At 62.8% G+C, this 24,915-nt stretch carries 21 protein-coding genes; 10 read left to right on the top strand and 11 right to left on the bottom strand.

The window, feature by feature from the left end; genetic code table 11:
• Positions 1-173: 173 nt before the first annotated feature.
• On the top strand, positions 174-482 hold the full coding sequence (locus tag WGH93_RS07655) for a dATP/dGTP pyrophosphohydrolase domain-containing protein (protein ID WP_374764282.1): 309 nt from the start codon (positions 174-176) through the stop codon (positions 480-482).
• On the opposite strand, the gene WGH93_RS07660 is transcribed toward WGH93_RS07655, so the two are convergent.
• The 5 genes from WGH93_RS07660 to WGH93_RS07680 all read right to left on the bottom strand — a co-directional run bounded on the left by WGH93_RS07660 (position 483) and on the right by WGH93_RS07680 (position 7,407).
• Positions 483-1,436: an ROK family protein gene (locus WGH93_RS07660; RefSeq protein ID WP_374764283.1), complete on the bottom strand. Its 954-nt coding sequence runs from the start codon at positions 1,434-1,436 to the stop codon at positions 483-485. It abuts the gene before it with no gap.
• A 40-nt stretch (positions 1,437-1,476) separates the two neighbouring features.
• Entirely contained in the window at positions 1,477-2,472 is a 996-nt protein-coding gene (locus tag WGH93_RS07665) for a calcium-binding protein (RefSeq protein ID WP_374764284.1), read from the bottom strand.
• A 102-nt stretch (positions 2,473-2,574) separates the two neighbouring features.
• Positions 2,575-5,064 (bottom strand): TonB-dependent receptor, encoded by a 2,490-nt coding sequence (locus WGH93_RS07670; RefSeq protein WP_374764285.1) that lies wholly within the window; start codon positions 5,062-5,064, stop codon positions 2,575-2,577.
• A 436-nt stretch (positions 5,065-5,500) separates the two neighbouring features.
• Entirely contained in the window at positions 5,501-6,070 is a 570-nt protein-coding gene (locus tag WGH93_RS07675) for a thioredoxin family protein (RefSeq protein WP_374764286.1), read from the bottom strand.
• A 56-nt stretch (positions 6,071-6,126) separates the two neighbouring features.
• Positions 6,127-7,407, bottom strand: coding sequence for an NADH:flavin oxidoreductase/NADH oxidase family protein (locus WGH93_RS07680; RefSeq protein WP_374764287.1), 1,281 nt, complete (start codon positions 7,405-7,407; stop codon positions 6,127-6,129).
• Between the two features lie 191 nt (positions 7,408-7,598).
• On the opposite strand from WGH93_RS07680, the gene WGH93_RS07685 reads away from it, so the two are divergent.
• From WGH93_RS07685 to WGH93_RS07710, 6 genes are all read left to right on the top strand, one after another.
• The gene (locus WGH93_RS07685) at positions 7,599-8,501 is read left to right on the top strand and encodes a mechanosensitive ion channel family protein (protein ID WP_374764288.1); all 903 of its coding nucleotides are present in this window, start codon (positions 7,599-7,601) and stop codon (positions 8,499-8,501) included.
• A gap of 99 nt (positions 8,502-8,600) precedes the next feature.
• Positions 8,601-9,074, top strand: coding sequence for an ATP-dependent zinc protease family protein (locus WGH93_RS07690; RefSeq protein ID WP_374764313.1), 474 nt, complete (start codon positions 8,601-8,603; stop codon positions 9,072-9,074).
• Positions 9,071-9,976 (top strand): 30S ribosomal protein S6--L-glutamate ligase, encoded by a 906-nt coding sequence (gene rimK, locus WGH93_RS07695; protein ID WP_374764289.1) that lies wholly within the window; start codon positions 9,071-9,073, stop codon positions 9,974-9,976. The genes WGH93_RS07690 and rimK overlap by 4 nt, the downstream gene beginning before the upstream one ends.
• A 64-nt stretch (positions 9,977-10,040) precedes the next feature.
• Entirely contained in the window at positions 10,041-11,120 is a 1,080-nt protein-coding gene (locus WGH93_RS07700) for a succinylglutamate desuccinylase/aspartoacylase family protein (RefSeq protein ID WP_374764290.1), read from the top strand.
• Positions 11,121-11,186: 66 nt separating this feature from the next.
• A complete protein-coding gene (locus WGH93_RS07705) occupies positions 11,187-11,834 on the top strand; it encodes a TetR/AcrR family transcriptional regulator (RefSeq protein ID WP_374764291.1) in 648 nt (215 codons plus the stop codon).
• A 107-nt stretch (positions 11,835-11,941) separates the two neighbouring features.
• Complete coding sequence (locus WGH93_RS07710; protein WP_374764292.1) at positions 11,942-12,487, top strand: carboxymuconolactone decarboxylase family protein; 546 nt, start codon at positions 11,942-11,944, stop codon at positions 12,485-12,487.
• Between the two features lie 128 nt (positions 12,488-12,615).
• Here WGH93_RS07710 and WGH93_RS07715 read toward each other — a convergent pair whose 3' ends face one another.
• Complete coding sequence (locus WGH93_RS07715; protein ID WP_374764293.1) at positions 12,616-13,800, bottom strand: LL-diaminopimelate aminotransferase; 1,185 nt, start codon at positions 13,798-13,800, stop codon at positions 12,616-12,618.
• A gap of 182 nt (positions 13,801-13,982) precedes the next feature.
• Here WGH93_RS07715 and WGH93_RS07720 point away from each other — a divergent pair, with 182 nt between their 5' ends.
• Positions 13,983-14,108: a hypothetical protein gene (locus WGH93_RS07720; RefSeq protein WP_374764294.1), complete on the top strand. Its 126-nt coding sequence runs from the start codon at positions 13,983-13,985 to the stop codon at positions 14,106-14,108.
• A gap of 104 nt (positions 14,109-14,212) precedes the next feature.
• Here the strand turns inward: WGH93_RS07720 and WGH93_RS07725 are convergent, their stop codons facing one another.
• Together WGH93_RS07725 and WGH93_RS07730 are read right to left on the bottom strand one after the other, a co-directional pair.
• Complete coding sequence (locus WGH93_RS07725) at positions 14,213-14,995, bottom strand: alpha/beta hydrolase family protein (RefSeq protein WP_374764295.1); 783 nt, start codon at positions 14,993-14,995, stop codon at positions 14,213-14,215.
• Positions 14,996-15,174: 179 nt separating this feature from the next.
• Positions 15,175-17,163 carry a BCCT family transporter gene (locus WGH93_RS07730; RefSeq protein ID WP_374764296.1) on the bottom strand — a complete coding sequence of 663 codons (1,989 nt, stop codon included), beginning with the start codon at positions 17,161-17,163 and terminating at the stop codon, positions 15,175-15,177.
• Between the two features lie 371 nt (positions 17,164-17,534).
• Here WGH93_RS07730 and WGH93_RS07735 point away from each other — a divergent pair, with 371 nt between their 5' ends.
• Both WGH93_RS07735 and WGH93_RS07740 read left to right on the top strand, forming a co-directional pair.
• Positions 17,535-19,841: a TonB-dependent receptor family protein gene (locus WGH93_RS07735; protein WP_374764297.1), complete on the top strand. Its 2,307-nt coding sequence runs from the start codon at positions 17,535-17,537 to the stop codon at positions 19,839-19,841.
• A 177-nt stretch (positions 19,842-20,018) separates the two neighbouring features.
• Positions 20,019-20,486, top strand: coding sequence for a PAS domain-containing protein (locus WGH93_RS07740; RefSeq protein ID WP_374764298.1), 468 nt, complete (start codon positions 20,019-20,021; stop codon positions 20,484-20,486).
• Between the two features lie 67 nt (positions 20,487-20,553).
• Here WGH93_RS07740 and WGH93_RS07745 read toward each other — a convergent pair whose 3' ends face one another.
• Genes WGH93_RS07745 through WGH93_RS07755 form a run of 3 tightly spaced genes read right to left on the bottom strand, consistent with a single transcriptional unit; the run spans position 20,554 to position 24,889 of the window.
• Entirely contained in the window at positions 20,554-21,981 is a 1,428-nt protein-coding gene (locus WGH93_RS07745) for an FAD-binding oxidoreductase (protein ID WP_374764299.1), read from the bottom strand.
• Between the two features lie 23 nt (positions 21,982-22,004).
• Positions 22,005-23,420: an aminotransferase gene (locus WGH93_RS07750; protein WP_374764300.1), complete on the bottom strand. Its 1,416-nt coding sequence runs from the start codon at positions 23,418-23,420 to the stop codon at positions 22,005-22,007.
• Positions 23,421-23,479: 59 nt separating this feature from the next.
• On the bottom strand, positions 23,480-24,889 hold the full coding sequence (locus WGH93_RS07755; protein WP_374764301.1) for an amidase: 1,410 nt from the start codon (positions 24,887-24,889) through the stop codon (positions 23,480-23,482).
• Between the last annotated feature and the right edge of the window lie 26 nt (positions 24,890-24,915).

Consider the following 24,915-nt stretch of genomic DNA (forward strand, 5'->3'; position numbering starts at 1 on the left):
AGCCCCTTGACGGTTGCACGACCGCTTCGGTACTGGCCCGGCTACCCATCGCCCTCTCGATGGGTCTGTTACCGGAGCGCGGGACAGCCCCGAACCCTCTCAAGGTCCACCGTAGCTTCCCTGCAAAGGATTGCAAGAGCCCAGACCGCCGTTCATGGACAAAGGAAAACCTCATGACCGAACGTGACCCGGAAACCCAGTCAAGCTGCGCCGAATGGGCGCGAGACACCTTCGGCCCGGCCCGGCCACCGGAGCGACTGGCAAAGCGGCTGGAAACGGAAGTGCGGGAACTGCACGCCGCCATCAGGAATGAAAGCAGCGAGGCCGTCGCCCTGGAAGCGGCGGACTGCCTGATCCTGCTCTATCGCATCGCGGAAGAGGCGGGCGTCAGCCTGCATGACGCGCTGGACCGGAAAATGGCCATCAACCGCCAGCGCCAGTGGGTACCCGCGGGCGATGGCACCGGCTCACACCTGGCCTGATCAGGCGCGCGTTTCCGGCAGGTGAAAGCGGGTCTGCCCCTCGGCCCGTGCCTGACCCAGCGCCATGGCTCCCATCAGCCCGGCATGGTCCCCCAGGGCTGGCGGCACGATGAACCGGTCCACACGGTCCAGAATGTCCGGGCTGTCCACATAGCCGTTCAGCATGGCCTTTGTCGCCTCGCGCACACGGGGGAACAGATGCGCCTGCTTCATCACGCCACCGCCAAGGATGATCCGTTCCGGGGACAGAACAAGGGTCAGATTGGTGCACATGCGCGCCAGATACCGGGCCTGAAGGGTCCAGGCTTCATGGCCTTCGTCCAGATCCTTGCCTTCCACGCCCCAGCGCCGCGCGAGGGCGGGGCCGCTGGCCAGCCCCTCAAGGCAATCCCCGTGATAGGGGCAGATGCCGTCAAAGCCGGTATCGTCGCTTTCACGGGCAAAGGTCATGTGCCCCACTTCCGGGTGAACCAGCCCCCGCAGGATTTGCCGGTTGACGATGATGCCGCCACCCACACCGGTGCCGATGGTCACATAGACAAAAGTGCCAAGGCCGCGCCCGGCCCCCCAAAGCCCTTCGCCGAAGGCCGCCCCGTTCACATCCGTCTCGAAGGCTACCGGCAGGTCCAGCGCCCGGCCGATCGGCCCGGCCATGTCCGCGCCCTGCCAGTGCGGCTTGGGGGTGGAGGTTACATGACCCCAGGTGTCGGAACCGGGATGCAGGTCCACCGGCCCGAAAGCCGCCACCCCGATGGCTGCGGGGCGGCCATGGGCGGCGAAAGCCTCACGGAAAAAAGCGATGGCGCGGCCCAGGGTCTCATCGGGCGTGGTGGTGGGGAAGCTGGTTTCGGCCACCACCCGGCCCGGCCCGTAACCAAGCCCGCAGACAAATTTTGTACCCCCGGCCTCGATCCCGGCCATGAGGGGGGCGTCTGTCCGGCTGTCGTCTGGCATGGGGCATCTCCTGCGGATTACGAACCGGCGCTTTGCGCGGTTAACTGATTGTCATGTTGGTCTCATTAAAGTCCTCGATCCGGGTGCCCGACAGCAAAATACTGTCATTCCCGAAATCGAAAAGAACACCCTCGGCGGTCTGGGTCATGTCCATGGCGATATAATCCACCAGGCCGATGGTTTCGATCAGAAAAGGATCGGGCGTCAGGATCACCAGGTCCAGAAGGTCCGCATCCGGGTCAAAGTCGGTGATCACGTCCCGGCCACCGCCCGCCGGGAACAGGAAACGATCCGCCCCGGCGCCGCCAGTGATCGTATCATCCCCCGGCCCGGCCCAGAGCCGATCCGCCCCGGCGCCGCCCAACACATGGTCGTTGCCGGTGCCATTGAACAACACGTCACTGCCATCGCCGCCCGCAAGGGTGTCGTCTCCGGTGCCGCCGAACAGGGTGTCATCCCCGGCGCCGCCCCACATACTGTCCGCACTGGGGCCCGCCGCCGGGCCGCCGCCAAAGAGTATATCGTCACCGCCCAGACCGAACAGCGTATCATCCCCGGCACCACCGCCCAGACGGTCGGGCCCGGAATCGCCATAGCCTGTATCCTGCCCCGGCCCCAGCCAGAGCGCATTGCCGCTCGCGGAAGGTGCTTCCAGCGGGGATGGAGCCCCCGCCATCGTCGCCGGATCGGCCACGCCACCGGCAAAGGCCAGATCATCCCCGGCGCCGCCAAACAGGGTATCCGCCGCGCCGTCGGATTGCCCGGAATTGCCGCCCACCAATGTGTCGTTACCGGCGCCCCCGGCCAGAATATCCGCGCCGTCCGCGCCGAACAGCCGGTCAGCGCCCATATCAGCCGGCCCGGCCCAGAGCCGATCCGCCCCGGCGCCCGCGCGCATCAGGTCATCGCCCGCGCCGCCCACCAGGGTATCGTTGCCGGCGCCGCCGGTCAGCGTGTCATTGCCCGAACCGCCGCGCTTTCTGAGCGCCTGTTCCATGCGTTTCCATTCCTCGATCCTGTATCCCGCGCCCCGCATGGGCGACGGACTATCATAACAAAGAACGCCCGGCGAAGGGGGTCGCCGGGCGTCGCTGCGACCGGGCAGACGCCCGGTCGCATGAGGTCATGTCTTCCCGGCCTAGAACTTGTAGGCAGCGGAGAAGATGAAGGACCGGCCCAGGATCGGGCGGGCGGAGAAGATGTCGCCCTGCACGCCCTCAACCACGCCGGTACGCGGGTTGCCCTCGGTCAGACCCACCGCGTTGGTGAGGTTGTTACCATGAGCCGCCAGCGTGATGTTGTTGGTCAGGTCCACGGTCAGGTCGATATCCAGCGTCCAGTAGCTGGGCAGGCTGACCGTGTTGGCCACATCGACCCAGCGGTCATCGTTAAACCGCAGATCACCGGACAGGCGACCGGTCACGCCGTCGAGCTCGAAGTTGTAAGCCGGCTTGAAGGCCATCAGCAGCGACGGCAGGCGACGGATGCGGTTGCCGCTGGGGTCGCTTGCCAGTTGCACATCATCAGACGCCACGCTCTTCAGCTCGGGATTTTGCAGCGTGCCCTGGAAGCCGAACTCGAAGCCATGGCCGAACTTGGCCACGATCTCGGATTCGATACCCAGCGTCTCGGTGTCCGCGAAAAGCTGAAGCTGCCGCCCGTCGGTGGTGAGCTGCGTGATCGGCAGATCGTTGAACTTCGAGAAGAAGCCGGTGGCAAATACGGACAGCCAGTCGCTGTTGTATTTCACACCCACTTCGGCCTGCTGCACGTCCTCGATTTCGGGGCGGCTGTCCGGCGCGAAGAAGAACTGGTCGAAGTCAGGCATACGGAATGCATCCGACACCCGCGCATAAACGGCCAGATCATCATTGACGAAGTAGTTGGCGCCAACGGACCAGGAGAAGCTGTCATATTCCTGATCATAGGGCGTGAAGCTGCCGGTGCCGCCACCCACGGCATCGTCCGCCAGCGTGGGCGCCGCACCGTCCGCCAGCAGAGCATTGGAATCCGACAGGTTGAAGTTGGTGGTGTTTTCCACCGCGCCGTCGATTTCCATGCGCTCCCAGCGGGCACCCAGGTCGATCCGCAAGCGGTCGGTCACGTTCCATTCATCAGAAACATAGCCCGCAATCACGGTGGCGTCGTTCTGGGCGTTCACGAACAGCGAGCCGAAGCGGGTAAAGCCGTTCTGGGTCAGCGAGCCAACCACATTGCCCTGTGCGTCCACCCCGTCCACATCCAGCAGGCGGGCCTGGTCGCGCACTTCCTGAAGCACATCGTTGAACAGCCACTCACTGTCCAGCGAATAGGTGGAGAAGTAGGCGCCCAGCGTCAGGTTGTGACTCCCAACTTCCTTGAAGAACTGAAGGTCGTTCTGGAAGTTCTCGAACTGGTTGGTCACGGACCACCAGCCGCTGTTGATCACCAGACCGTTGCCATTGGCGTTCTGAACATCGAACGGCGAACCGGAATTGGCGAAGCTGATCCGGGCGCTCACGTCAGACCCGAAGGCATCCTGAAGCTGCTGCTCGGCCCCATCCAGGAACACTTCCGCATCCTGCGGCGCGCTGAGCGAGAACAGGGCGTTGAAGGTCTGGTTGCCATCCACGAAGCGCCAGTTGTCCTTCACGCGCCAGCCACCGCCGATTTCATAATCGAACGTACCGCCGATGGTGGTGATTTCCGGGTGGATGCCGTCCTGCATGTCCTCGGTCTGGATGCCGCCGGGGCGTACGAAATTGCCAATGCGCACATCGGCGGAAGTCAGCGTGCCGGTGTTGGCATCAAGGCCGGGAATGCCTTCCGGGCTTTCCGGGTTCTGAAGCGGGATCGGCAGATAGAACACGTTCTTGTCGTTCAGATGACGGGCATAAACGCTGACTTCACCCTTATCCAGCAGATAGGTGGCGCCGATCTGGAACTGACCGCCCTGGTTGGCGGTGAAGCCCGGATCGCGCACGCCGTCGTCCCGGCGATAGAAGCCGCCAAAGGACATCATCAGGTTTTCGCTGACCGGCCCGCTATAGGCAAAATCCGTGCGGAAGAGGTCGAAGTCGCCATAGGTGACCTTGAATTCCCCTTCGGGGTCCGGCGTGCCGCGCTTGGTGATATAGTTGACGATACCACCCGGTGCGTTGGATGCGAAAATGGCGGATGTGCCGCCACGAACGGCTTCAACACGATCGGTCATGGCATCGGTGCGCACGAACTGGTCGGCGTTGCCGAATGCAATTTCCGGTGCTTCGAACACCGGCAGGCCATCCACGTGCAGGGCGGTATAGCGGAAGCTGCCATCCGCCGGGATGCCACGGGCGAACAGGTTGTTGCCGCCCACACCACCGGACGCCTCAACCCAGAAGCCGGGAATGTCCTGCATCAGGTCCGCGGCGCTGAGCGGCGCTTTCTGATCCAGTTCCTGTGCGCCAAAGGTGGAAATGGCGACGGACGAGCCGAGCTTGGTGATCTCCGCGCCGCCCACGCGACCGGTGACCACCACCTCTTCAAGCCGAAGACTGCCACCGGAATCTTCAGCCGTATTGGTTTCCTGCTGAGCGAGCGCGCCGGTAGAGGCGACGGCGCCCAGGGCGACTGAACACAACAGCCGCTTGCGAACGGAATTCATCATGGTTCCTCCCCAAGAAGAAAAAGTTACTCAAAAAACGTCTGCCCGCCGACCAGATCACGGGCAAACGCACCGAAGCGCCAAAACCGGCGGCAACACCTTGACCACACCACCGGACCCGGCCTCATTCTGAGATTTATTGCAACGTGCAAACGATTGCAATTGGGGAATCCCGGCCTGCCCGCGAAATCCGCATCATGTGCTTAAAATTTGTCCACAATTTTGCGGTGCACAATAGCAATCGGACCAAATCCAACCACGGCGTCATAACTTATAATTCAATGAAAACAATAGATTAGTGGGTTCCCCACAGCACGCCACCGGCCCCTGTTGCATGAATGCATCAAGTAACAAAAAGTTATATTCCGCAGTGCAAACATGCCATTTATTCCGCATACCGAGCCGAAAAAATGCACAGATTCAGGAATGGAATCCCGCTTTATTGCACTGCCGTGCCGGGCCGCCATTTCACATTGCAACCAATGCAGGGGATTTGCCGCGAAGGGGGCGGCGCCCCGGCCACGAGGGCCTTCACGGCCTGATCCATATGGGCGCCATCCGGCGCGATATTGTTGCCCGGACGGCTGGCATCGAACTGGCCACGATAGAAAAGCTTTCCCGAAGCATCGTAAAGAAAGAAATCGGGCGTGCACGCCGCGCCGAGAGCGCGCAGGACATGCTGATCGGCGTCGAACAGATAGGGAAAGGGATAATCGAACCGTTCCGCGTCTTCGGCCATTCTGTCCGGCGCATCATCCGGGTGGCTGTCCACATCATTGCCATTGATGGCCACCACACCCACCCCCTGATCCATATAGGTGCGGGCATGGGCCGCCAGGGCCGGTTTCAGCGCCTTGACGAAGGGGCAATGATTGCAGATCACCATTACCAGCAACCCCGCCTGCCCCATCAGGTCATCCCGGCTGTACCGGGTGCCGTCGGGAGCCGGCAGGGCAAAATCCGGCACCGGCGTGCCCAGCGCGGGTTGGGTCGATTGGGTCAGAGCCATGGTCAGCCTCCCTCAAGGAATCACAGACATATAGCGGGCACCGGGCGCGGCACCCTTCAGGCGCGACGCCGCCGGAACGCCGCCCGCCCCAGCGCCAGGCCATTGCTCAACACGGTGCGCCAGGCGCTCAGCCGCGGATCGGGGTGCTTGTTCTTCGCCATGCGCCCGATCTGCGTTTCATAATAGGCCACGGCCAGCATGAACATCTTGTCAAGCACGCGGAACCCCGTGCCAGGATGGCCGATATCGATGCAATAGGCCGGGTCTTCGGCGGCATGGCGCGGCAGTTCCGGGTCGATGCACAGGCCACGGGCCAACCCCACCATGTCCGTGGCGCCGCTGGCCACCGCCCGTTCCATCGCCGCCACGGATCGGAAACCGCCCGTCACGGCGATGGGGCGATCCGTGGCACCGCGTGCCGATTCGGCAAAGTCGAGAAAATAGGCCTCGCGCTCTCGCGTGGACTGCTTCGCACCGGTCATGGCCGGTGCTTCATAGGTGCCGCCCGATATCTCGAACAAGCTGATACCCTCCGCGCTCAGCACCCGGATCAGATCGATGGCCTCATCACCGCCAAAGCCGCCACGCTGGAAATCAGCCGAGTTCATCTTGATCCCGACCGGAAAGTCATCGCCCAGACGCTGGCGCACCGCCCGGACTATTTCGACAACGAAACGGCGCCTGTTTTCCCGGCTTCCACCCCACTCATCTTCTCGTCGGTTATGATGCGGGGACAGGAACTGGCTGACCAGATAGCCGTGGGCACCATGAATCTGCACGCCGGTAAAGCCCGCCTGCCCGGCCAGCTCGGCGGTGATGGCGAAGCGGTCCACCAGGGCGCGGATTTCATCGCCCCGCAATGCACGCGGTGGCCTGAAGCTGGCTTCCAGCCCCTTGCCGAGCGGCACCGCGCTGGGGGCCACGGGCTCGGATGTGAGGAATTTGGGGCTCTGCTTGCCCGGATGATTGATCTGCATCCAGAATTCGGGCGCGTCGGGGCGGTCCCGCACGGCTGCCACCAGCCGTTTGTAAGGGTCCAGGTCGGTGTCTGCCTCAAGAATCAGATTGCCCGGCTCCCCCAGCGCCGACGGGTCCACCATCACATTGCCGCTCACCAGCAGGCCCGTACCGCCCGCCGCCCAGCGGTCATAGACGCGCATATGCCCCGTGTTCGGCAGGCCGTCGGGCCCGGCCAGCACCTCGCTCATGGCGGATTTGAGAAACCGGTTCGCCAATCGCCCGCCGCCGGGCAGGTCCAGCGGGCTGTACAGATTGGGCGCATGATCGGGCGCGGTCTGGTCTGGTGACGGCACGAAGCCGGGCGCGGTTCTGGTCATACACGACCTCCCTGAATGACGGGCGCGGTTGGCCACGGGGCGGCCCCGGCGATACACTACTAGGGAGCACTGCCGACTGTTCAAGACCCCCGCGCCATGATAAGCGACAGTCACGTTCAGCAGAGGGGCGGGCAGGCCCGCTGTCAAGGGAGACTGCCCGACCGACGACCGATGGAGAAAGAGGCCGCGCCATGCCGGAGCTTGCCATACTGACACAGACCCGCCTGCCCTGGGATACCATTGGCGCATCGGCCGCACTCATCGTTCTGGTGATCCTGGTCCGCAGCCTGTTTCATCGGGTATGGGTGAACCGGGTTCAACCCACCGTGGCCGCCCGGCGGCGCAGCCGACTGACCACCCGCGCCAGCGCCACCGCAATCATCCTGATCGGGCTGGTGCTTCTCTGGGCGCCGCAATTGCAGACCTTCGCCCTGTCGCTGGCCGCCTTTGCCGTTGCCATCGTGCTGGCCTCCAAGGAACTGATCCTGAACATGCTGGGCGGCTTCTATCGCGTGACGGGGCGCGCTTTCCACACCGGGGACTGGATACGCGTGGGCGACACCCGCGGCGAAGTGGTGGAAACCCGCTTCATGACCACCGAGATCGAGGAACTGGAAGGGTCACGCTATACCGGGCGCCGACTGTTCATGCCCAATGCCATGATGCTGACGCACACACTGGTGAACGAAACCGGCACCGGGGAATATGTGCGCCACTTCCTGGAATTCGTCCTGCCGGTGGACTGCCAGTGGCGCGCCGCGCAGGCCACCCTGCAACAGGCCATCGATGACGTGGTGGACCGCACCAGTCCGCGTTTCCAGCGCTTTTACAAGGGAATGGAACGGTCACTGGATATCGAGCGGGCCGCGATCCGCCCCTATACGGGGATAGCGCCCACGCGGGATGGCTGGCTGGTGCTGCGAGCGTCGGTTTTCCTGCCGCTGGACGACATGACCGACCTGGAGAACGAAATCAATCAAAAGGTGACGGAAGCCGCATTCCCGGAGCGCGGCGCCGCCTCATCCGATCTTGGACGGAATGCCAACAGGGCCCCGGCTCCTGAACGCGCCGGCAACGCCACCCGGAAACCATAAGAACGGGACGGCGCGTTACAGGTCTTTCAGCCGGGGCGGGCTTGGTTTAAGGTTCCCGTCTGCTGACAGGCGACCGATGGGGGCCATGTGAAATCCAGAATGATCATTGGCTGGCGGGAATGGGCCAGCCTGCCGGCTTTCGGCGTCAATGCGATCAAGGCCAAGATCGACACCGGCGCGCGCACATCGGCCATACACGCCTTTCACCTGCATTGCTGGTATGATAGCGAACAGCAGGCACATGTCTCGTTTCGCCTGCACCCTAGGCAGCGGCACCGCGCACCCGAAGTGGCGGTGACCGCGCCGGTGGTGGAATGGCGGTCGGTGAAAAGCTCCAACGGCAAGGTGGAAAAGCGCCCCGTTGTGCGGACGCGCCTGAAGTTGGGGCCGATGGAGCAGACGGTGCTGTTGACCTTAACCAACCGGGATGAAATGGGCTTTCGCATGTTGATAGGCCGGGAAGCCCTGAAACGGCGCTTTATCGTGGATAGCGCCCTGTCGTACGGGCTTGGGGAAAAGCCTCGCAAAACCCCGTTTGTTGACGTGAGCACGCTGGAAGGACAGGCCCCATGAAAATCGCCCTGCTGGCCCGGAACCCCAATCTGTATTCCCACAAGCGCCTGATCGAGGCGGCCAGGGCGCGCGGTCACGAAATGGATGTGATCGACGCCCTGAAGGTGGTCATCGACATTGCCGCCCACCGCCCGGAAATGCGCTATAAGGGGGAGGTGCTGCAAGGCTATGACGCGGTGATCCCGCGCATCGGGGCCTCCATCACCTTTTTCGGCACGGCGGTGCTGCGCCAGTTCGAGATGATGGGCGTTTATCCGCTGAACGAATCGGTGGCCATATCCCGCAGCCGGGACAAGCTGCGCAGCTTCCAGCTTTTCTCCCGCAAGGGGCTGGGGTTGCCTGTGACGGCCTTTGCCCACACCACCAATGATCCCGATGTGGCGATCGACATGGTGGGCGGCCCGCCGCTGATCATCAAGCTGCTGGAAGGCACCCAGGGCGTGGGCGTGGTGCTGGCGGACACCCGCAACGCGGCCCGGTCCATGATTCAGGCGTTCGGCAATCTGGAAGCCAACATTCTGGTGCAGGAATTCATCGAGGAAGCCGGCGGATCGGACATACGCTGCTTCGTGGTGGGCGGCAAGGTGGTGGCTTCCATGAAGCGCCAGGGCGCGGAGGGGGACTTCCGCTCCAACCTGCATCGGGGCGGCAATGCCCGGCGGGTCAAGATCACACCGGAAGAGCGCTCCACCGCCGTGCGCGCGGCGCGGGCCATGGGGCTGAACGTGGCCGGGGTGGACCTGCTGCGGTCCAATCACGGCCCGGTCATCATGGAAGTGAACTCATCCCCCGGCCTTGAGGGTATCGAGAACGCCACCGGCTATGACGTGGCGGGCAAGATCATCGAATTCATCGAGAAACACGCGGGGCCGGGGAAAACACGCACCCGCGGCAAGGGGTGACCGGCGCCACAAATCGATCCGCCGACGGCCCCCGGCACCCATCAGGGGAGACACCCGGACCATCATGACAAACACAGGAAAAGGCGGGCGCCGCGCCCGTGCGCCGTTCGAGATCGAAGGCGAATCCATCCCGCCCGGCACCCATCGCAGCCTGACCCTGGACCTGCCGGGCATGTCCCAGCACACGCCGCTGTCCATGCCCGTGCATGTGGTCCATGGCCGAAAGGACGGCCCGGTGCTGTGGGTGTCCGCCGCCATCCACGGGGACGAGATCAACGGAATCGACATCATCCGCCAGCTTCTGCGCATGAAAACGCTGGGGCGGCTGCGCGGCACGCTGATCTGCATTCCCGTGGTCAATGTGCACGGCTTTTACAATCATGAACGCTATCTGCCTGACCGGCGCGACCTGAACCGCGCTTTTCCGGGCAGCGAGCACGGGTCGCTCGCCTCGCGCATGGCCTATACCTTCCGCACCCGCATCGTTGACCGGGCCGATGTGGGGATCGACCTCCACACCGGGTCCAACCACCGGACCAACCTGCCCCATATCCGCGCCAATATGGACGACGCGGACGCCGCGCGGCTGGCCCGCGCCTTCGGTGCGCCGGTGGTGGTGGATGCCAAGCTCAGGGACGGCTCTCTCAGGGGTTACGCCAATGAGCGGCAGATTCCCACCCTGCTCTATGAAGCGGGCGAATCGCTGCGCTTTGATCCACTGGCCATACGCGGCGGCGTGCGGGGCGTGCTCAATGTGATGGTGGAACTGGATATGCTGCCACGCAGCCGGGGGCCGCGGGGCCGCCATCACGCACCGATCGAAGCCAGAAGCAGCCATTGGCTGCGGGCACCGCAGACCGGCATATTGCGCCCCAGCGTGCAGCCGGGCACACGCGTACAGCCGGGCGACACGCTGGCCCATCTGGGGGATCTGATGGGCAGCGGCGACGTGACCATGGAAGCGGTGCGCGAAGGGGTGGTGATCGGCCAGAACCTGATGCCCATGGTCAATGAGGGTGACGCCTGCTTCCACATCGCCGAATTCAGCAATGCGGCACGGGCCGAACGCTCTGTTGAAACCTTCTCGGAAACGCTGGAAGGTCTGGGCGAAGGCGACTACCCGGACAGCGGCTTTCCCGACTGATCTTGACCCCACCCCTTGAACGATCGTTCCATAACAGGCATATGAAGGGCATGGGAGACATGCACCATGCCGTGGAAAAAACGCTTCGATCAGAATGACGTGCTGGACCGCATGATGGCGGTGTTCTGGGCGCAGGGCTATCATGGCACCGCGATCCAGGATCTGGTCAATGCCGCCGGAATCAACCGGGCCAGCCTGTATGATACATTTGGCGACAAGCGGGCCACCTTCACGGCCTGCCTGCGCCGGTATGATCAGTCGGTGCGCGCCCGCCATCTGCGCGAGCTGCGCGATCAGCTTTCCCCCCGTGAAAGCATCAAGGCGCTGCTGCGCGGCACCGCCGCCCGACTGACGGACGACCACCGCGCGCGCGGCTGCTTCATGACCAATACCGCCACCGAGCTGGCGGGCCGGGACGTGGACATGGCCGCCATTGTGGGCGACAGCCAGCGGGAAGTGGAACGCTTCTTCCACCACATGATTCTGGCAGCCCAGGCGGAAGGAACCATCGACCCCGCCCTTGACGCCGAGACCACCGCTGCACATCTGCTGGCGGGCCTCCTGGGTATGCTGGTGCTTGTGAAAAGCCGCCCGGAGCGGCATCTGCTGGAGACCATTGCCGAAAGCACCATTGCCCTTCTGGGGCCGGAGCCGACGCTGGACGCGGGACAGCCGCAAGGCGAGCCGCAAACAGCGGCACACACGCAGTTGTGATGATCGCAGATCGCAACGCCCCTTGAAATCGGGCGCCGGTTGCGCATTTTGTTGAATATGGAACGAACGGTCAAAACCGTTCAGGAAAACGCCAAGGAGATATCCGAATGGATTTCAAGCTGCACACCAAGGACACCGCTCCCGCAGGGGCGAAGGACATCCTCGAAGGTGCCGAAAAGAAATACGGCTTCGTGCCGAACCTGCTGGCAACCATGGCGGAAGCGCCGGCCGTGGTGGAAGCATACGCCACCCTTGGCGGCATCTTCGACAAGACATCCTTCAGCCCCACGGAACGCCAGGTGGTGCTGCTGACGGTTTCGCGGGAAAATGTGTGCACATACTGCATGGCCGCCCACACCGTGATCGCGGGGATGCAGGATGTGCCCGATGACGTGGTTGACGCCCTGCGCAACGACACGCCGATTCAGGATGAAAAGCTGGAAGCCCTGCGCCGCTACACGCGGGCCGTGGTGGAAAGCCGCGGCAACCCGTCAGACGCCGACGTGAAAGCCTTTTTCGATGCCGGCTATGGCAATCAGCAGGTTCTGGAAGTGAATCTGGGGGTCACGTTCAAGACCCTGTCCAACTACACCAACCATGTGGCGCACACACCGGTTGACAGCGCATTTAAGTCGGCGGAATGGTCCAAATAGCACCCTGGATCCCACGCAACTTGGACTAGCCGACTTAATAGGCGGCGCCTTCTGCCCCACCCGGAAGGCGCCGCCGCTTTTTTGCGCCAGCCATGTCAGGGCCCGCCCGAAACGGCGCACCGGGGGCCCTAGGCGCCCTTGTCGGCCAGGAAGCGCTTGATATTGCGCACCGCCTGACGGATGCGCTGCTCGTTTTCCACCAGCGCCACCCGCACATGGCCATCGCCATATTCACCGAACCCGATGCCCGGCGACACCGCCACCCTGGCCTGGCTGAGCAAATCCTTGGAAAAAGCGAGCGACCCCTTGTTCCGGTAACTTTCCGGCAGCGGCAGCCAGGCGAACATGGTGGCCTTTGGGCTGGGCGCGGGCCAGCCGGCGGCGTTCAGGCCGTCGATCAGCACATTGCGGCGCTTTTCCAGAATGGCGCGGTGTTCGGCCACACAGTCCTGCGGGCCGTTGAGAGCTGCGGTGGCCGCCACCTGAATGGGGGTGAAGGCGCCATAATCCAGATAGCTCTTCACCCGCGCCAGTGCCGCGATCAGCCGCTCATTGCCCGCCGCGAATCCGATCCGCCAGCCCGCCATGGAATAGGTCTTGGACAGGGACGAGAATTCCACCGCCACATCCCTGGCGCCCGGCACCTGAAGGATGGAGGGCGGCGCCTCCCCGTCGAAATAGATTTCCGCATAGGCGATATCGGACAGCACATAGATATCGTGCTTTTTCGCCAGCGCCACCAGATCCTTGTAAAAATCGAGCGATACGGTTTCCGCCGTGGGGTTGGACGGAAAATTGACGATCATGGCGCGCGGCTTGGGCACCGTATGGCGGGCCGCGTGATCCAGTTCCTTCAGGAAATTATCCAGCGGCAGCACCGGCACATTGCGCACGCTGGCGCCCGCGATCATGAAACCGAAGCTGTGAATCGGATAGCTGGGATTGGGCGACAGGATCACATCCCCCGGCGCGGTGATCGCCTGCGCCAGATTGGCCAGCCCCTCTTTCGAGCCGAGAGTCACGATCACCTCCCGATCCGGGTCGAGAGTCACGCCGAAGCGCCGCTCATAATAAGCGGCCTGCGCCTTGCGCAGCCCCGGAATGCCTTTTGACTGGGAATAACGGTGCGTCTTGGGGTCGTCCACCGCCTCCTTCAGCTTGTCCACAATATGCTGCGGGGTGGGCAGGTCCGGGTTGCCCATGCCCAGATCGATGATGTCCGCGCCGGCCTGCCGCGCTTCGTGGCGCATCTGGTTCACCTCGGCGAACACATAGGGGGGCAGGCGCTTGATGCGGTAAAATTCGTTTTCCATGGACGTTCCCTCTGAACCGGGCCACTGACGGCGGAACACACTGGCCCGACAGCCCCGCCGGGTCAACAAAGGGGCCGATCCGGGCCATTTTTACGCAGCAGCCGACCCTTGGCATAATTTTAATATAAATTTTACATAAATCGTCTAGGGTGACAAAAGGTGGAAACGAAGGGTGCTGAGTAATGAGACAATATGGCAACGCCACGGGTGCGTGCACAGCCTGCTGGAAGAAATCCCTGATGATCTATGCGGCCATAGCGCCACTGGTCATGGCGATCGCGCTGATCAGCCGTGGCGGCGGCCTGTAGGGGTCACACTGTCAGGCTCCGGCTGACCTGCAAGGCTCATGCTGACCGGCCCATCCTTTGGCGCCCGTAACCCTGTGACTCCGTGATCCCGTAACTGGCGCGGCTCAGTCCAGATGGCGGCGCACCCACGCGCCCAGCACCTCCCCCACATAATCGGCATCCCGGCTGTCGCGCAGGAAATGATCGGCCCCGTCCAGCGACAGAAAGCTTTTGGGGTGCTTTGCCGCCTCATAGATATAGCGGGCATTTTCCACGCCGACCGTGGCATCCATGGGCGCATGGAAGATCAGCACATGGGCATCCAGATCACGCACGCGCTGACCCATGCGCTGATTTTCGATATCTTCCAGAAACTGCTTCTTGATCTGGAAGGATCGGCCCGCCAGGTCCACCTGCGCCGAGCCTTTTTCCACAATGTCATCCAGCCGGTCGCCGAACACATGGGCCACATGCTCCGGCTCGAACGGGGCATTGATGCTGGCCACGCCCACTGCTTCGGGCACATCCGCCGCCGCGGCCATGGCCACCGTGCCGCCAAAGCTGTGCCCGAAAATCAGGGCCGGTGCCCGATAATGGGTGCGCAACCAATCCACCGCGGCCAGCAGATCCCGCACATTGGTAGTGAAATTGGTATCGGCAAAATCGCCGTCGCTTTTGCCCAGGCCGCTGAAGTCCAGCCGCAATACACCCAGCCCCTGCCCCGCCAGCGCCTTTGACAGATGCGCCGTGGTCTTGAAGCTTTTGGAGCAGGTGAAGCAATGGGCGAAGACCGCATAATGACGGGGCGTGCCTTTGGCCGGGCGATCCAGTATGGCATCAAGGCTGTGATCAGCGTTCACATTGATCCGCACGGAATCCGCGCTCAAAGTCCTGTCACGTCCGAACATGCGGCGCACTCCCTTTCATCAGCAAAATGCAAAGACGGCGCGACCGCGCCAATACCCGCATATGGAACAGCACCGGGCGCGGTTCTGTCCAGCCACAAGCCATCAGGATATCGTGAAAGGCCCGCCACCTGCCCGGCACGGCATGGCCCATGGCCCGGTCAGATGGCGGGCGCGCTTTCTCAGCGTGCCAGATGCAGGAAGTGCATGTGCTTGTTGTACTGGGTCAGCACGTCGGTGATCACCTCTTCCTTGGTATAGCCATAGATATTGTATTGCTGGCCACCGGTGAGCAGATGCACTTCCGCCCGGTAATAGCGGCTGGGCGCGTCATCCATGTCCGGGTCCATCTCAGGAAAGGCGAAATCCGGCGACAGGCAGGCCCGCAGCAGAATGGCGTAGCGGAAATCCACTTCACCGCCATGCTCCACCACCAGTTCCACCTCTTTTTCCGACAGGTTCACACGGGTGGTCCAGCCATGTTGCTGGATTTCTTCCGCCACCTGCTTCAGGGCCGGTTCCACCGTTTCGTTCATGAATGTCAGCACATCCGCGCGCTTGGGATGGGCCAGAATCGATCGCAAGCGATGGCGCCAGGACACCGTACCGCCGAACAGATTCAGCCTTGGCGCCACCTCGTCCCCCAGGTCCCGATAGGCTTCCATCTTCAGGCCGCGAATCACACCAAACCCGGCCAGGGCCACCACAATGGTAAAAGGCAGCGCCGTGGTGATGGCCGCCGCCTGCAAGGCACCAAGCCCGCCGCCGAGCAGCAGCGCCGCCGCCACGGCGCCTTCCGAAACGGCCCAGAATACCCGTTGCCAGACCGGCGGGTGCAGCGCGCCGCCCGATGTGATGGTATCGATCACCAGCGACCCGCTGTCGCTGGATGTCACGAAAAAGGTCATCACCAGGATCATGGCGAGAACGGATGTGATGCTGCTGAGCGGCAATTGATCAAGGAACTGGAACAGCGCCAGCGCCACGTTTTCATCCACCGCGTCAATGATCCCGGCGCCCATGCCGGACATCTCCATATGAAGGGCCGAATTGCCGAATGTGGTCATCCACAGGAAGGTGAGCACGGGCGGCACCACCAGCACACCGGTCACGAATTCCCGAATGGTCCGCCCGCGGGACACTCGCGCGATGAACATGCCCACAAAGGGCGACCAGCTTATCCACCAGCCCCAATAGAACAGGGTCCAGTCCGACATCCACTGGTCCGCATCGTCATAGGTGGACAGGCGGAACGTGCGCTCCACAATGGCGCTCAGATAATTGCCGGTGTTTTCCACATAGGCATCCAGGATCACCAGGGTCGGCCCCACGGAAATGACGAACAGCAGCAGCAACCCGGCCAGGATCAGGTTCAGTTCCGACAGCCGCCGGATGCCCGCATCCAGCCCGGCCACAACGCTGGCCGTGGCGGCCATGGTGATCAGGGCGATCAGCAGAACCTGCACGCTTTCATCAATGGGCACGCCCAAAAGGAAATTGAGACCGCCATTGACCTGCGTGACCCCCACACCCAGCGACGTGGCCACGCCGAACATGGTGCCCAGCACGGCAAACACATCGATCACATGGCCGAGCGGCCCGTAAATCCGGTCCCCCACCAGCGGGTAAAGCGCGGACGACAGGGTCAGCGGCATCTTGTGACGGAACCCGAAATAGGCCAGCGCCATGCCCACCACCGCATAGATCGCCCAGGCGTGAATGCCCCAGTGGAAATAGGTGATCTTCATCGCCTCAGCGGCGGTTTCCAGGGTCTCCGGCTCGCCCACGGGGGGATTGGTGAAGTGCATGATGGGCTCGGCCACCGAATAGAACATCAGCCCGATGCCCATGCCGGCGGAAAACAGCATGGCAAACCAGGCGGTGAAGCTGTAATCCGGCGTGGCATGATCCGGGCCCAGCTTGATATCCCCGAACCGGGAAAACGCCAGCCAGAGCGCAAAGACCAGATACAGGGCGACGGACAGGATATACAGCCAGCCAAAAGTCTGGCCCACCCAGCCCTGCAACGCGCTGAAAAAGGTATCCGCCCGCTGATGAAACAGCATGGTGACGATCACCACCACGCCTATGAGAATGGCCGCCGGGTAGAACACCGGCGGCAAAATGCCCGAACGGCTCTGTTTCGGGGCTTTCGGCTTTGAAACAAACATAAGGACGAACGACTGCCTTGCCTTATTTTCGAGCAAACGAACCCGGCGGGCACCGGCAACACAGGCCCCGGCAACACCGCCGGAACCGAGCCGGCAAGACACGCGGCACCCCGCGCCGCCATATCACGTTTCGGGGAAAACCGGGTCCGGGCCCATGATGAAAGTAGCGGCACTATAACAACACAAAATACGGTTTGCCCACCCCGCAGAGGCAATGCGCCGCAACCGCGCCCGACAAAAGGGAAAACCGGTGCCCGCAGCCAAAAATATCGCCAATCCTGAAATTCAAGGTTGACTTGCTCCTGTGTGCCCAATAAACCACCGAAAATGCAAATCACTATTAATAAAAGAACCAGGAGGAAGTACGACCAATGAAACCCCGTCGCACGCCCGCCCTCACCCTCGCGCCGTCCCTGATCGCCCTTGTCGCCGCCATGCCTGCCGTCGCGGACTCGGCCGTGGCCCCGGTAGCGACCAGCAGTTATGAATCCGATCAACCGATCGAACGTCTCGTCATCATCGGCTCGAAGGATGAGCGCGCGTCCATCCCCGGCAGTGCCACCTTTCTCGATAAGGAAATGCTGGCCCAGTACGAATATGACGACATCCATCGCATCCTGCGGCTGGCGCCCGGCGTAAACATCCAGGAAGAGGACGGCTTCGGCCTTCGGCCCAATATCGGGCTGCGCGGCACCAGCGTGGAACGCTCCGAAAAAATCACCCTGATGGAAGACGGCGTTCTGATCGCCCCGGCCCCTTATGCCGCACCGGCGGCCTATTACTTCCCGTCCGCCGGTCGCATGGAAAGCGTTGAGGTGTCCAAGGGGGCATCGGCCATTCGGTTCGGCCCGCGCACGGTGGGCGGCGCCATCAACATGCTTTCCTCATCCATCCCGGAAGAGACCGGGGGCTTTGTGGATGCCCGCTTCGGCGAACGGGACAATTTCACCGTCCATGCCCAGGGTGGCATCAATGAGGAAAATTACGGCCTGCTGGTGGAAACCTATCAATCGGGCTCCAGCGGTTTCAAGGATCTGGACGGTGGCGGCGATACCGGTTTCCGCATTCAGGATTATCTGGTCAAAGGCCGGGTCAATTCCGACAAGGGGGCGGAGAACTATCACAGCTTCGAACTGAAACTCGGCTATACGGACAATGATTCCAATGAAACCTATCTGGGCCTGACGGACGATGACTTCCGCGAAACGCCGCTGCGCCGCTATGCCGCCAGCCAGAACGACAATATGGACACCAAGCACAAGCAGATCCAGGGTACCTATCGTGGCCAGTATGGCGACGATCTGGATCTGACCGTTGTTGCCTATTACAACGACTTTGCCCGCGACTGGTTCAAGCTGGATGATCTGGATTTCGGCGATGGCCGTTTCCGCCCGTCGGACCTGTTCCGGGGAGACGCGCATTTTGCCGGTGTTCTATCCGGCCTGCGCGGCACCGATGTAAGCCTGTCCCAGGCCGCGACAGAACGCCAGGGTGTGCTGGACGTTCTCAAGGGCAATGACGATAGCGCCGCCGATACCTTGCAAATGCGCCATAACAACCGGGAATATTTCTCCGCTGGCATACAGGGCGTGCTGGATTACCGCTTTGTCACTGGCGAAGCCAGTCACACGCTCACCACCTCGCTGCGCTACCATGCGGACGAGGAAGACCGGGTGCAGAACCGGGAAAACTTCCGCATGGTCAATGGCACGATGGTACGGACCAGCGTGGACCCGGCTGGCAGCCACGCCAATCGCCTGGCGGAAGGCGAGGCACTCTCCGCTTATGTGCAGGACAAGATCGAAATGGGCCGTTTGACAGTCACCCCCGGCCTGCGGCTGGAAGTGATCGAACTCAAGCGCACCGATTTCTTCACGGGCGATGCCGACCGCAGCGAGGGTGCGCGGCGCGTACGTGAAAATAATCTGACGGAAGTGGTGCCCGGCATCGGCGCAACTTATGAACTGAACGATACCCTTACGCTGCTCGCTGGCGTGCACAAAGGGTTCAACCCGCCCGGCTCGTCAGACGCCAATGCGGAAAGCGAAACCAGCGTAAACTACGAAGCGGGACTGCTGTATAACGACAGCAGGCTGAGCCTGGAACTGGTCGGCTTTTATTCCGACGTATCCAACCTTCTGGGAACATGCACCGCCGCATCCGGTCGGGACTGCGACATCGGCGACCAGTTCAACGGTGGCAGCGTGGACGTGAAAGGCATCGAAGCCGTGGTGGCATATGTGGCCGAAACACCAATCACCGGCGTCAGCCTGCCCGTTCGATTGAACTACACATTGACCGACGCCACTTTCGCCTCCACGTTCTCGGACAGCTTCTGGGGTGATGTGACCAAGGGCGACGAAATGCCCTATATCGCTGAGCATCAAGCCACATTGTCCACCGGACTGGAAAGCGATATCTGGGCGGTCAATGTGCTGGCCAATTATACCAGCAGCATCCGCACCGATGCGGGCCAGGGCTCCATTCCGGGGCTGGAACGGATCGGCGATCGCGTGGTGGTGGACCTGAGCGCATCCTATCAATTCTCCGAACAGGTGCGACTGTTCGGCGAAGCGCTCAATGTCTTCGACAACAGCTTCGCCGTGGCCCGGCGCCCCTACGGTCTGCGCCCCGGTCGTCCGCAAACCTTTATCGGCGGCATCCGGGTGGCCTTCTGACACGGCCAGTCGATGCGCGTTCAACCTTAAAAAAAGGGGTGCCCGAACAGGGCGCCCCTTTTTTATCACCTGCACCTTCAAGTCGATTGCCTTGAATGACCCCCTGACATATAGTTAACGTGCTTGTTCAGGGGTTGGTTCATGTCGCTTGTCTTTCATCCCGCTGCGCCGGATCGAATGGATCTGCCTTTACTGGTTGATCTGCTGGAACTCTGGCATGAAAAGCGGGGGAATGCTCTGTTGCCCGCCCGCAGCGCCTTTTCCCACCATGATTTCAAACGGTGGCTGGGAAATCTGTGCATCGTGCAGGTGGAAAACCACGGCGCCGATTATGTCCTGGCGCTGATCGGAACCCATGTGGCCCGTTATCACCGGGATCAGGATTTCACCGGGCAGAAAGTGGGCGAAGCGCCTTTCGGTCTCCACCGGGACGCCGTGCGCGATGTGCTGGACAGCGCGGTGGCCAACCGAACCCCACAATATGAAACCCTGGCCAGCGAAGACCACCCCGGCACCAGTCGGCGGCTGGTTCTGCCCTGCGCGGAAGATCACGAAACGGTGGACCGGCTGATCGTGGCCATCTACCCGGACAAGGCCCTGCTGGATAGCCTGGACCCGGAACCCCTGTTCAGCCTGTATTCCTGAACCGCAAACGGGCGGCACATACGCCGCCACCGGCACCGCGACGGGCGGCGTGATCGGGGCTGTATGATCAGGGCAGCATGACGCCGGGATGCATGAAGCCGTCCGGGTCCAGTTCTTCCTTCAAGGCCCGCATCAGGGATTGCGCCACCGGGTCCTTATGAGTCTCGAAAGCGTATTTCTTGGCCCGGCCCACGCCGTGTTCGGCGGAAAAGCTGCCATCGAAATCCGCCACCACCTGATAAATCGTGCCGGATATGGCCTTACCCCTGCCGGCCAGGTCCGCATCCGACCAGTCTTCCGGCACCACCACATTGAAGTGCAGGTTGCCGTCGCCCACATGGCCGTAATTCACCACCTCGACGCCCGGCAGCTCCGCTTCCACCGCCTCATGCAACCGGGCAATAAAGGCCGGAATCTCGGCGATCGACACGGAAATATCATGGCGCAGGGTGCGGCCCTGCCCCTCGGTGATGCTCTCGCGCATTTTCCAGATGGTGTTGCGCTGCTCCAGGCTGCGGGCGACAATGCCGTCAACGATCGTCTCGTCCTCGAAGGCATCCGCCAGCAGGGCTTCCAGCTTGTCTTCAAGCACCGCATCGGGGTCGGACGTGGCCACCTCCGTTATCACATACCATGGGCAGTCGGTATCCAGCCGGGGGGTGGCATCCCCCATCATGTTGGCCGCCGCCTCCATCGCGCGGGCGGAGACCAGTTCGAAGGAATTGAGTACCTCCCCCATGCGGCTGGTCATGGTTTTGTAGAAGCGGGTGATGGCCGCCGCATCCATCAGGCCCAGCATGGCCGTGGCCTTGTTGTCAGGCCGGGGGAAAAGTTTCACCGTGGCCCGCGTGATGATGCCCAGCGTGCCTTCCGCGCCGATGAAAAGCTGCTTCAGGTCATAGCCCGTATTGTCTTTCCTGAGCGGGGTCAGGCTATCCAGCACCCGGCCATCGGGCAGCACCACTTCCAGGCCCAGCACCAGATCCCGCGTATTGCCATAGCGCAGAACATTGATACCGCCCGCATTGGTGGCGATATTGCCGCCGATCAGGCAACTGCCCTTGGCGCCCAGCGACAGGGGAAAGAACCGGCCCTCGGCCTCCGCCGCGCGGTGCAGGTCTTCCAGGATCACCCCCGCGTCCACATCCGCCACATTGCCCACCGGGTCCACCCGGTGCACCCGGTTCAACCGCCTGAGCGACAACACAAGAGCCTTGCCGCTGTCGTCCGGGATGCTGCCGTCGGACAGGCCGGTATTGCCGCCCTGCGGCACCAGTGGAATGCCCGCCCGGCGACAGGTGGTGACCACATCCACCACGCCGTCCCGACTGTCCGGCAGGGCCACGGCCAGCGCCCGGCCCCGGTTCTGTCCGGTCCAGTCCTGCTCGAAGGGGGCGATATCGGCCCGCTCCCGCTTGAAGCCCTTCGGCCCCAGCACCTCGGCCAGATGATCGAGCGCGGCATCCACCGACAGGCTGTGCGTGCGATCCGTCATGGGGGTCCTTTCCTGATCAAACTCTAATGCCGGGCGAGAGTGTCCAGTTCGGGCCGGGCGGCGGCAAGCGCGTCGCGGAAGCGATTGGCGGCCTCGTCCGCTTCGTCCCGCGTCATGCACAGCGGTGGCGAAAAGGCCATCACCTCAAGATGGGGCAGCGCCCGGCTGAGAAGCCCGTGTTTCCTGGCGTGGGCGGAGACGATCTTGTGCGGCCCGCTGCCCTTGGGGAACGGAATGCGGGCCGCCGGGTCCAGCATGTATTCCACCCCGGCCATCATGCCCTCGCCGCGCACATCGCCCACATAGGGAAAGTCCTCGGCGGCCTCCTTGAGGCGATTCAGCAAATAAGGGCCGGTATCCGCCGCCCGCGCGATCAGACCGTCCCGTTCCAGGATTTCCAGGTTCTTCAGCGCGATGGCACCGCCCACCGGATGGCCGGTATAGGTATAGCCGTGCATCATCGGGCCGATCTCCGGCGAGGCATCCTTCAAGACCTGCCACATATCCTCGCTGATAACACTGGCGGACAACGGGAAATAAGCGGACGTGATCCCCTTGGCCAGTGTGACCATATCCGGTGCAAAACCGTAATGACCGGCGGCAAACCAGCTTCCAAGCCGCCCGAAGCCGGTGATCACCTCATCCGCAACGAACAGGATGTCGTGCTTTTTCAAAAGCGCCTGCACCTTCTGGAAATAGCCCTTGGGCGGCAGGAAAACCCCGCCCGTGCCCATAACGGGCTCGGCAAAGAAGGCGGCGATGGTGTCCGCGCCTTCCCGTTCGATGATGTCTTCAAGGTCCGCGATCAGGCGGTCGCAATAAGCCTCTTCGCTCTCCCCGTCTTCATGATAGCGGTAATAATGCGGGCAGAGCGCATGGATGATATCATTCCCCGGCGCATCGAACGCCTTGTGATAGCCCGGAATGCCGGTCAGCCCGGTGGCCGCGTGGGTCAGGCCGTGATAGCCGCCCTCCCGCGCGATCATCTTCTTCTTGTGGGGTTTGCCGCGCAGATTGTTGTAATATTTGATCAGCTTGTAGTGCGTGTCATTGGCATCCGACCCGCTCTGGCCGAAGAAAACCTTGGACAGATGGGTGGCGGGCGTGTGGGTGTGGAAAAGGTCCAGAACCTGATCCGCCAGCCGGGCGATGGGTTCATTGGCATGACCGGCGAACATGTGGAAATAGCTGAGCTGATCCATGGCCTTTTTGGCGGTCTCGCCGATTTCCGGGTTGCCATAGCCGATATTGGCGCACCACAAGCCGGCGCCGCAGTCCAGATAGTCCCTGCCCTCAGAGTCCGTCACCGTTATGCCGTGCGCGCCGGTAATCACCGTCGGGCCATTGGTCAGCACGTCATGGATGCTGGATACCGGGTGCAGCACCCGGTCCATGTCCATCTCGGCGATGGTGCGATTGTGGCCTGTGTCCGTGGTCATGAAAATCCTCCGAAAGGGTTGGGCGCGGCCCGCGTCCATGGCGGCCCGCGCCGCAAGGGTCAGTCCGCCAGCAGCGCGGGCCGGATATGGGTGAGCGGCGCCGCCAACTGATAGGCATGGGCGGCCCTGAGCACGAGCGCATCCATATGGCGCCCGCCCACCAGTTGCAGCCCGATGGGCAGGCCATCCCCGGTGAAGCCGCAGGGCACGCTGCACGCGGGCTGGCCGGTCATGTTGAACGGATAGGTGAAGCGCGTCCAGCCGGGCCAGCGCGGGTCGTCGGCACCTTCGGGCACTTCCAGCCCGGCGGTGAAGGCCGGGATCGGCAGGCTCGGCGTCAGCAGCAGATCATAGCGGTTGTGGAAGCGGCCCATCTGCTCCGTCAGGATGCGCTGCTCGTTGAGCGCGGCCATATAATCCAGCCCGCTCAGGCCCTCGGCCCATTCACACACCTTGACCAGATTGGGGTCCATCAGCGCGCGCTTGTCCGGGCCCAGATCCCGCATGGCATTGGCCGCACCGCCATAGAACAGCCGGTCGAAACTGGTGCGCGGGTCTTCAAAGCCGGGGTCCACCCGGTCCACCTGCGCGCCCAGATCGATCAGGGTTTCCACGGCCCTGTCCAGGCTCGCGCGGATTTCCGGGTCCACATCCACATAGCCCAGCGTGGGGCTGTAAGCGATGCGCAGATCATCCACCCGGCCCGTAAGCGCCTCCAGATAGCTGCCCTCCGGCGGCGGCAGGGTGGCATCGCGGGGGTCGCTTTCCGTCAGCACGTCCATCATCAGGGCGGCGTCTTCCACGGTCCAACTCATGGGGCCGGGATGGGCCAGATTGCCGAACGGGCTGGGCGGCCAGAAGGGCACCCGCCCCTGGGTGGGCTTGTGCCCCACAATGCCGGAAAAGCCCGCCGGAATACGGATCGAACCGCCCGCATCCGTGCCCAGCGCCAGCGGCCCCATGCCCAGTGCCACGCTGGACGCGCTGCCGCCGCTGGAGCCGCCCGCGGTCCTGTCCGGGTTCCAGGCATTGCGGGTGATCCCGTCGATCGGATTGTCGGTAACGCCTTTCCAGCCAAACTCCGGCGTGGTGGTCTTGCCCACGGGCACATAGCCGTTGCGCTTGAGCGCGGAAACCACCGGCGCGTCCTCATCGGGGGCAACCGCCGGGTCCACCGTTCTGGACCCCTTGCGGGTGGGCCATTCACGGGTCAGGAACACATCCTTCACCCCCACCGGCACACCGTCCAGCAGGCCGCAGGGATTGTGGCGGCGATAGCGTTCCTCGGAAGCGCGGGCAAAGGCCAGCGTTGTATCCGGGTCCACATGGCAAAAGGCATTGACCGTTTCATCATGGGCGTCGATCCGCGTCAGCGCCGCCTCTGCCGCCTCCACCGGCGACAGGGTGCCGTCATGATAATGACGGAGCAGCTCGATGGCGGTCATATTGGCGATTTCATCCTGCGACATACACACTCCATGCGATGAAAGAAGGC

The organism is Yunchengibacter salinarum (assembly GCF_037658235.1).
Taxonomy (GTDB): domain Bacteria; phylum Pseudomonadota; class Alphaproteobacteria; order Sphingomonadales; family Kordiimonadaceae; genus Yunchengibacter; species Yunchengibacter salinarum.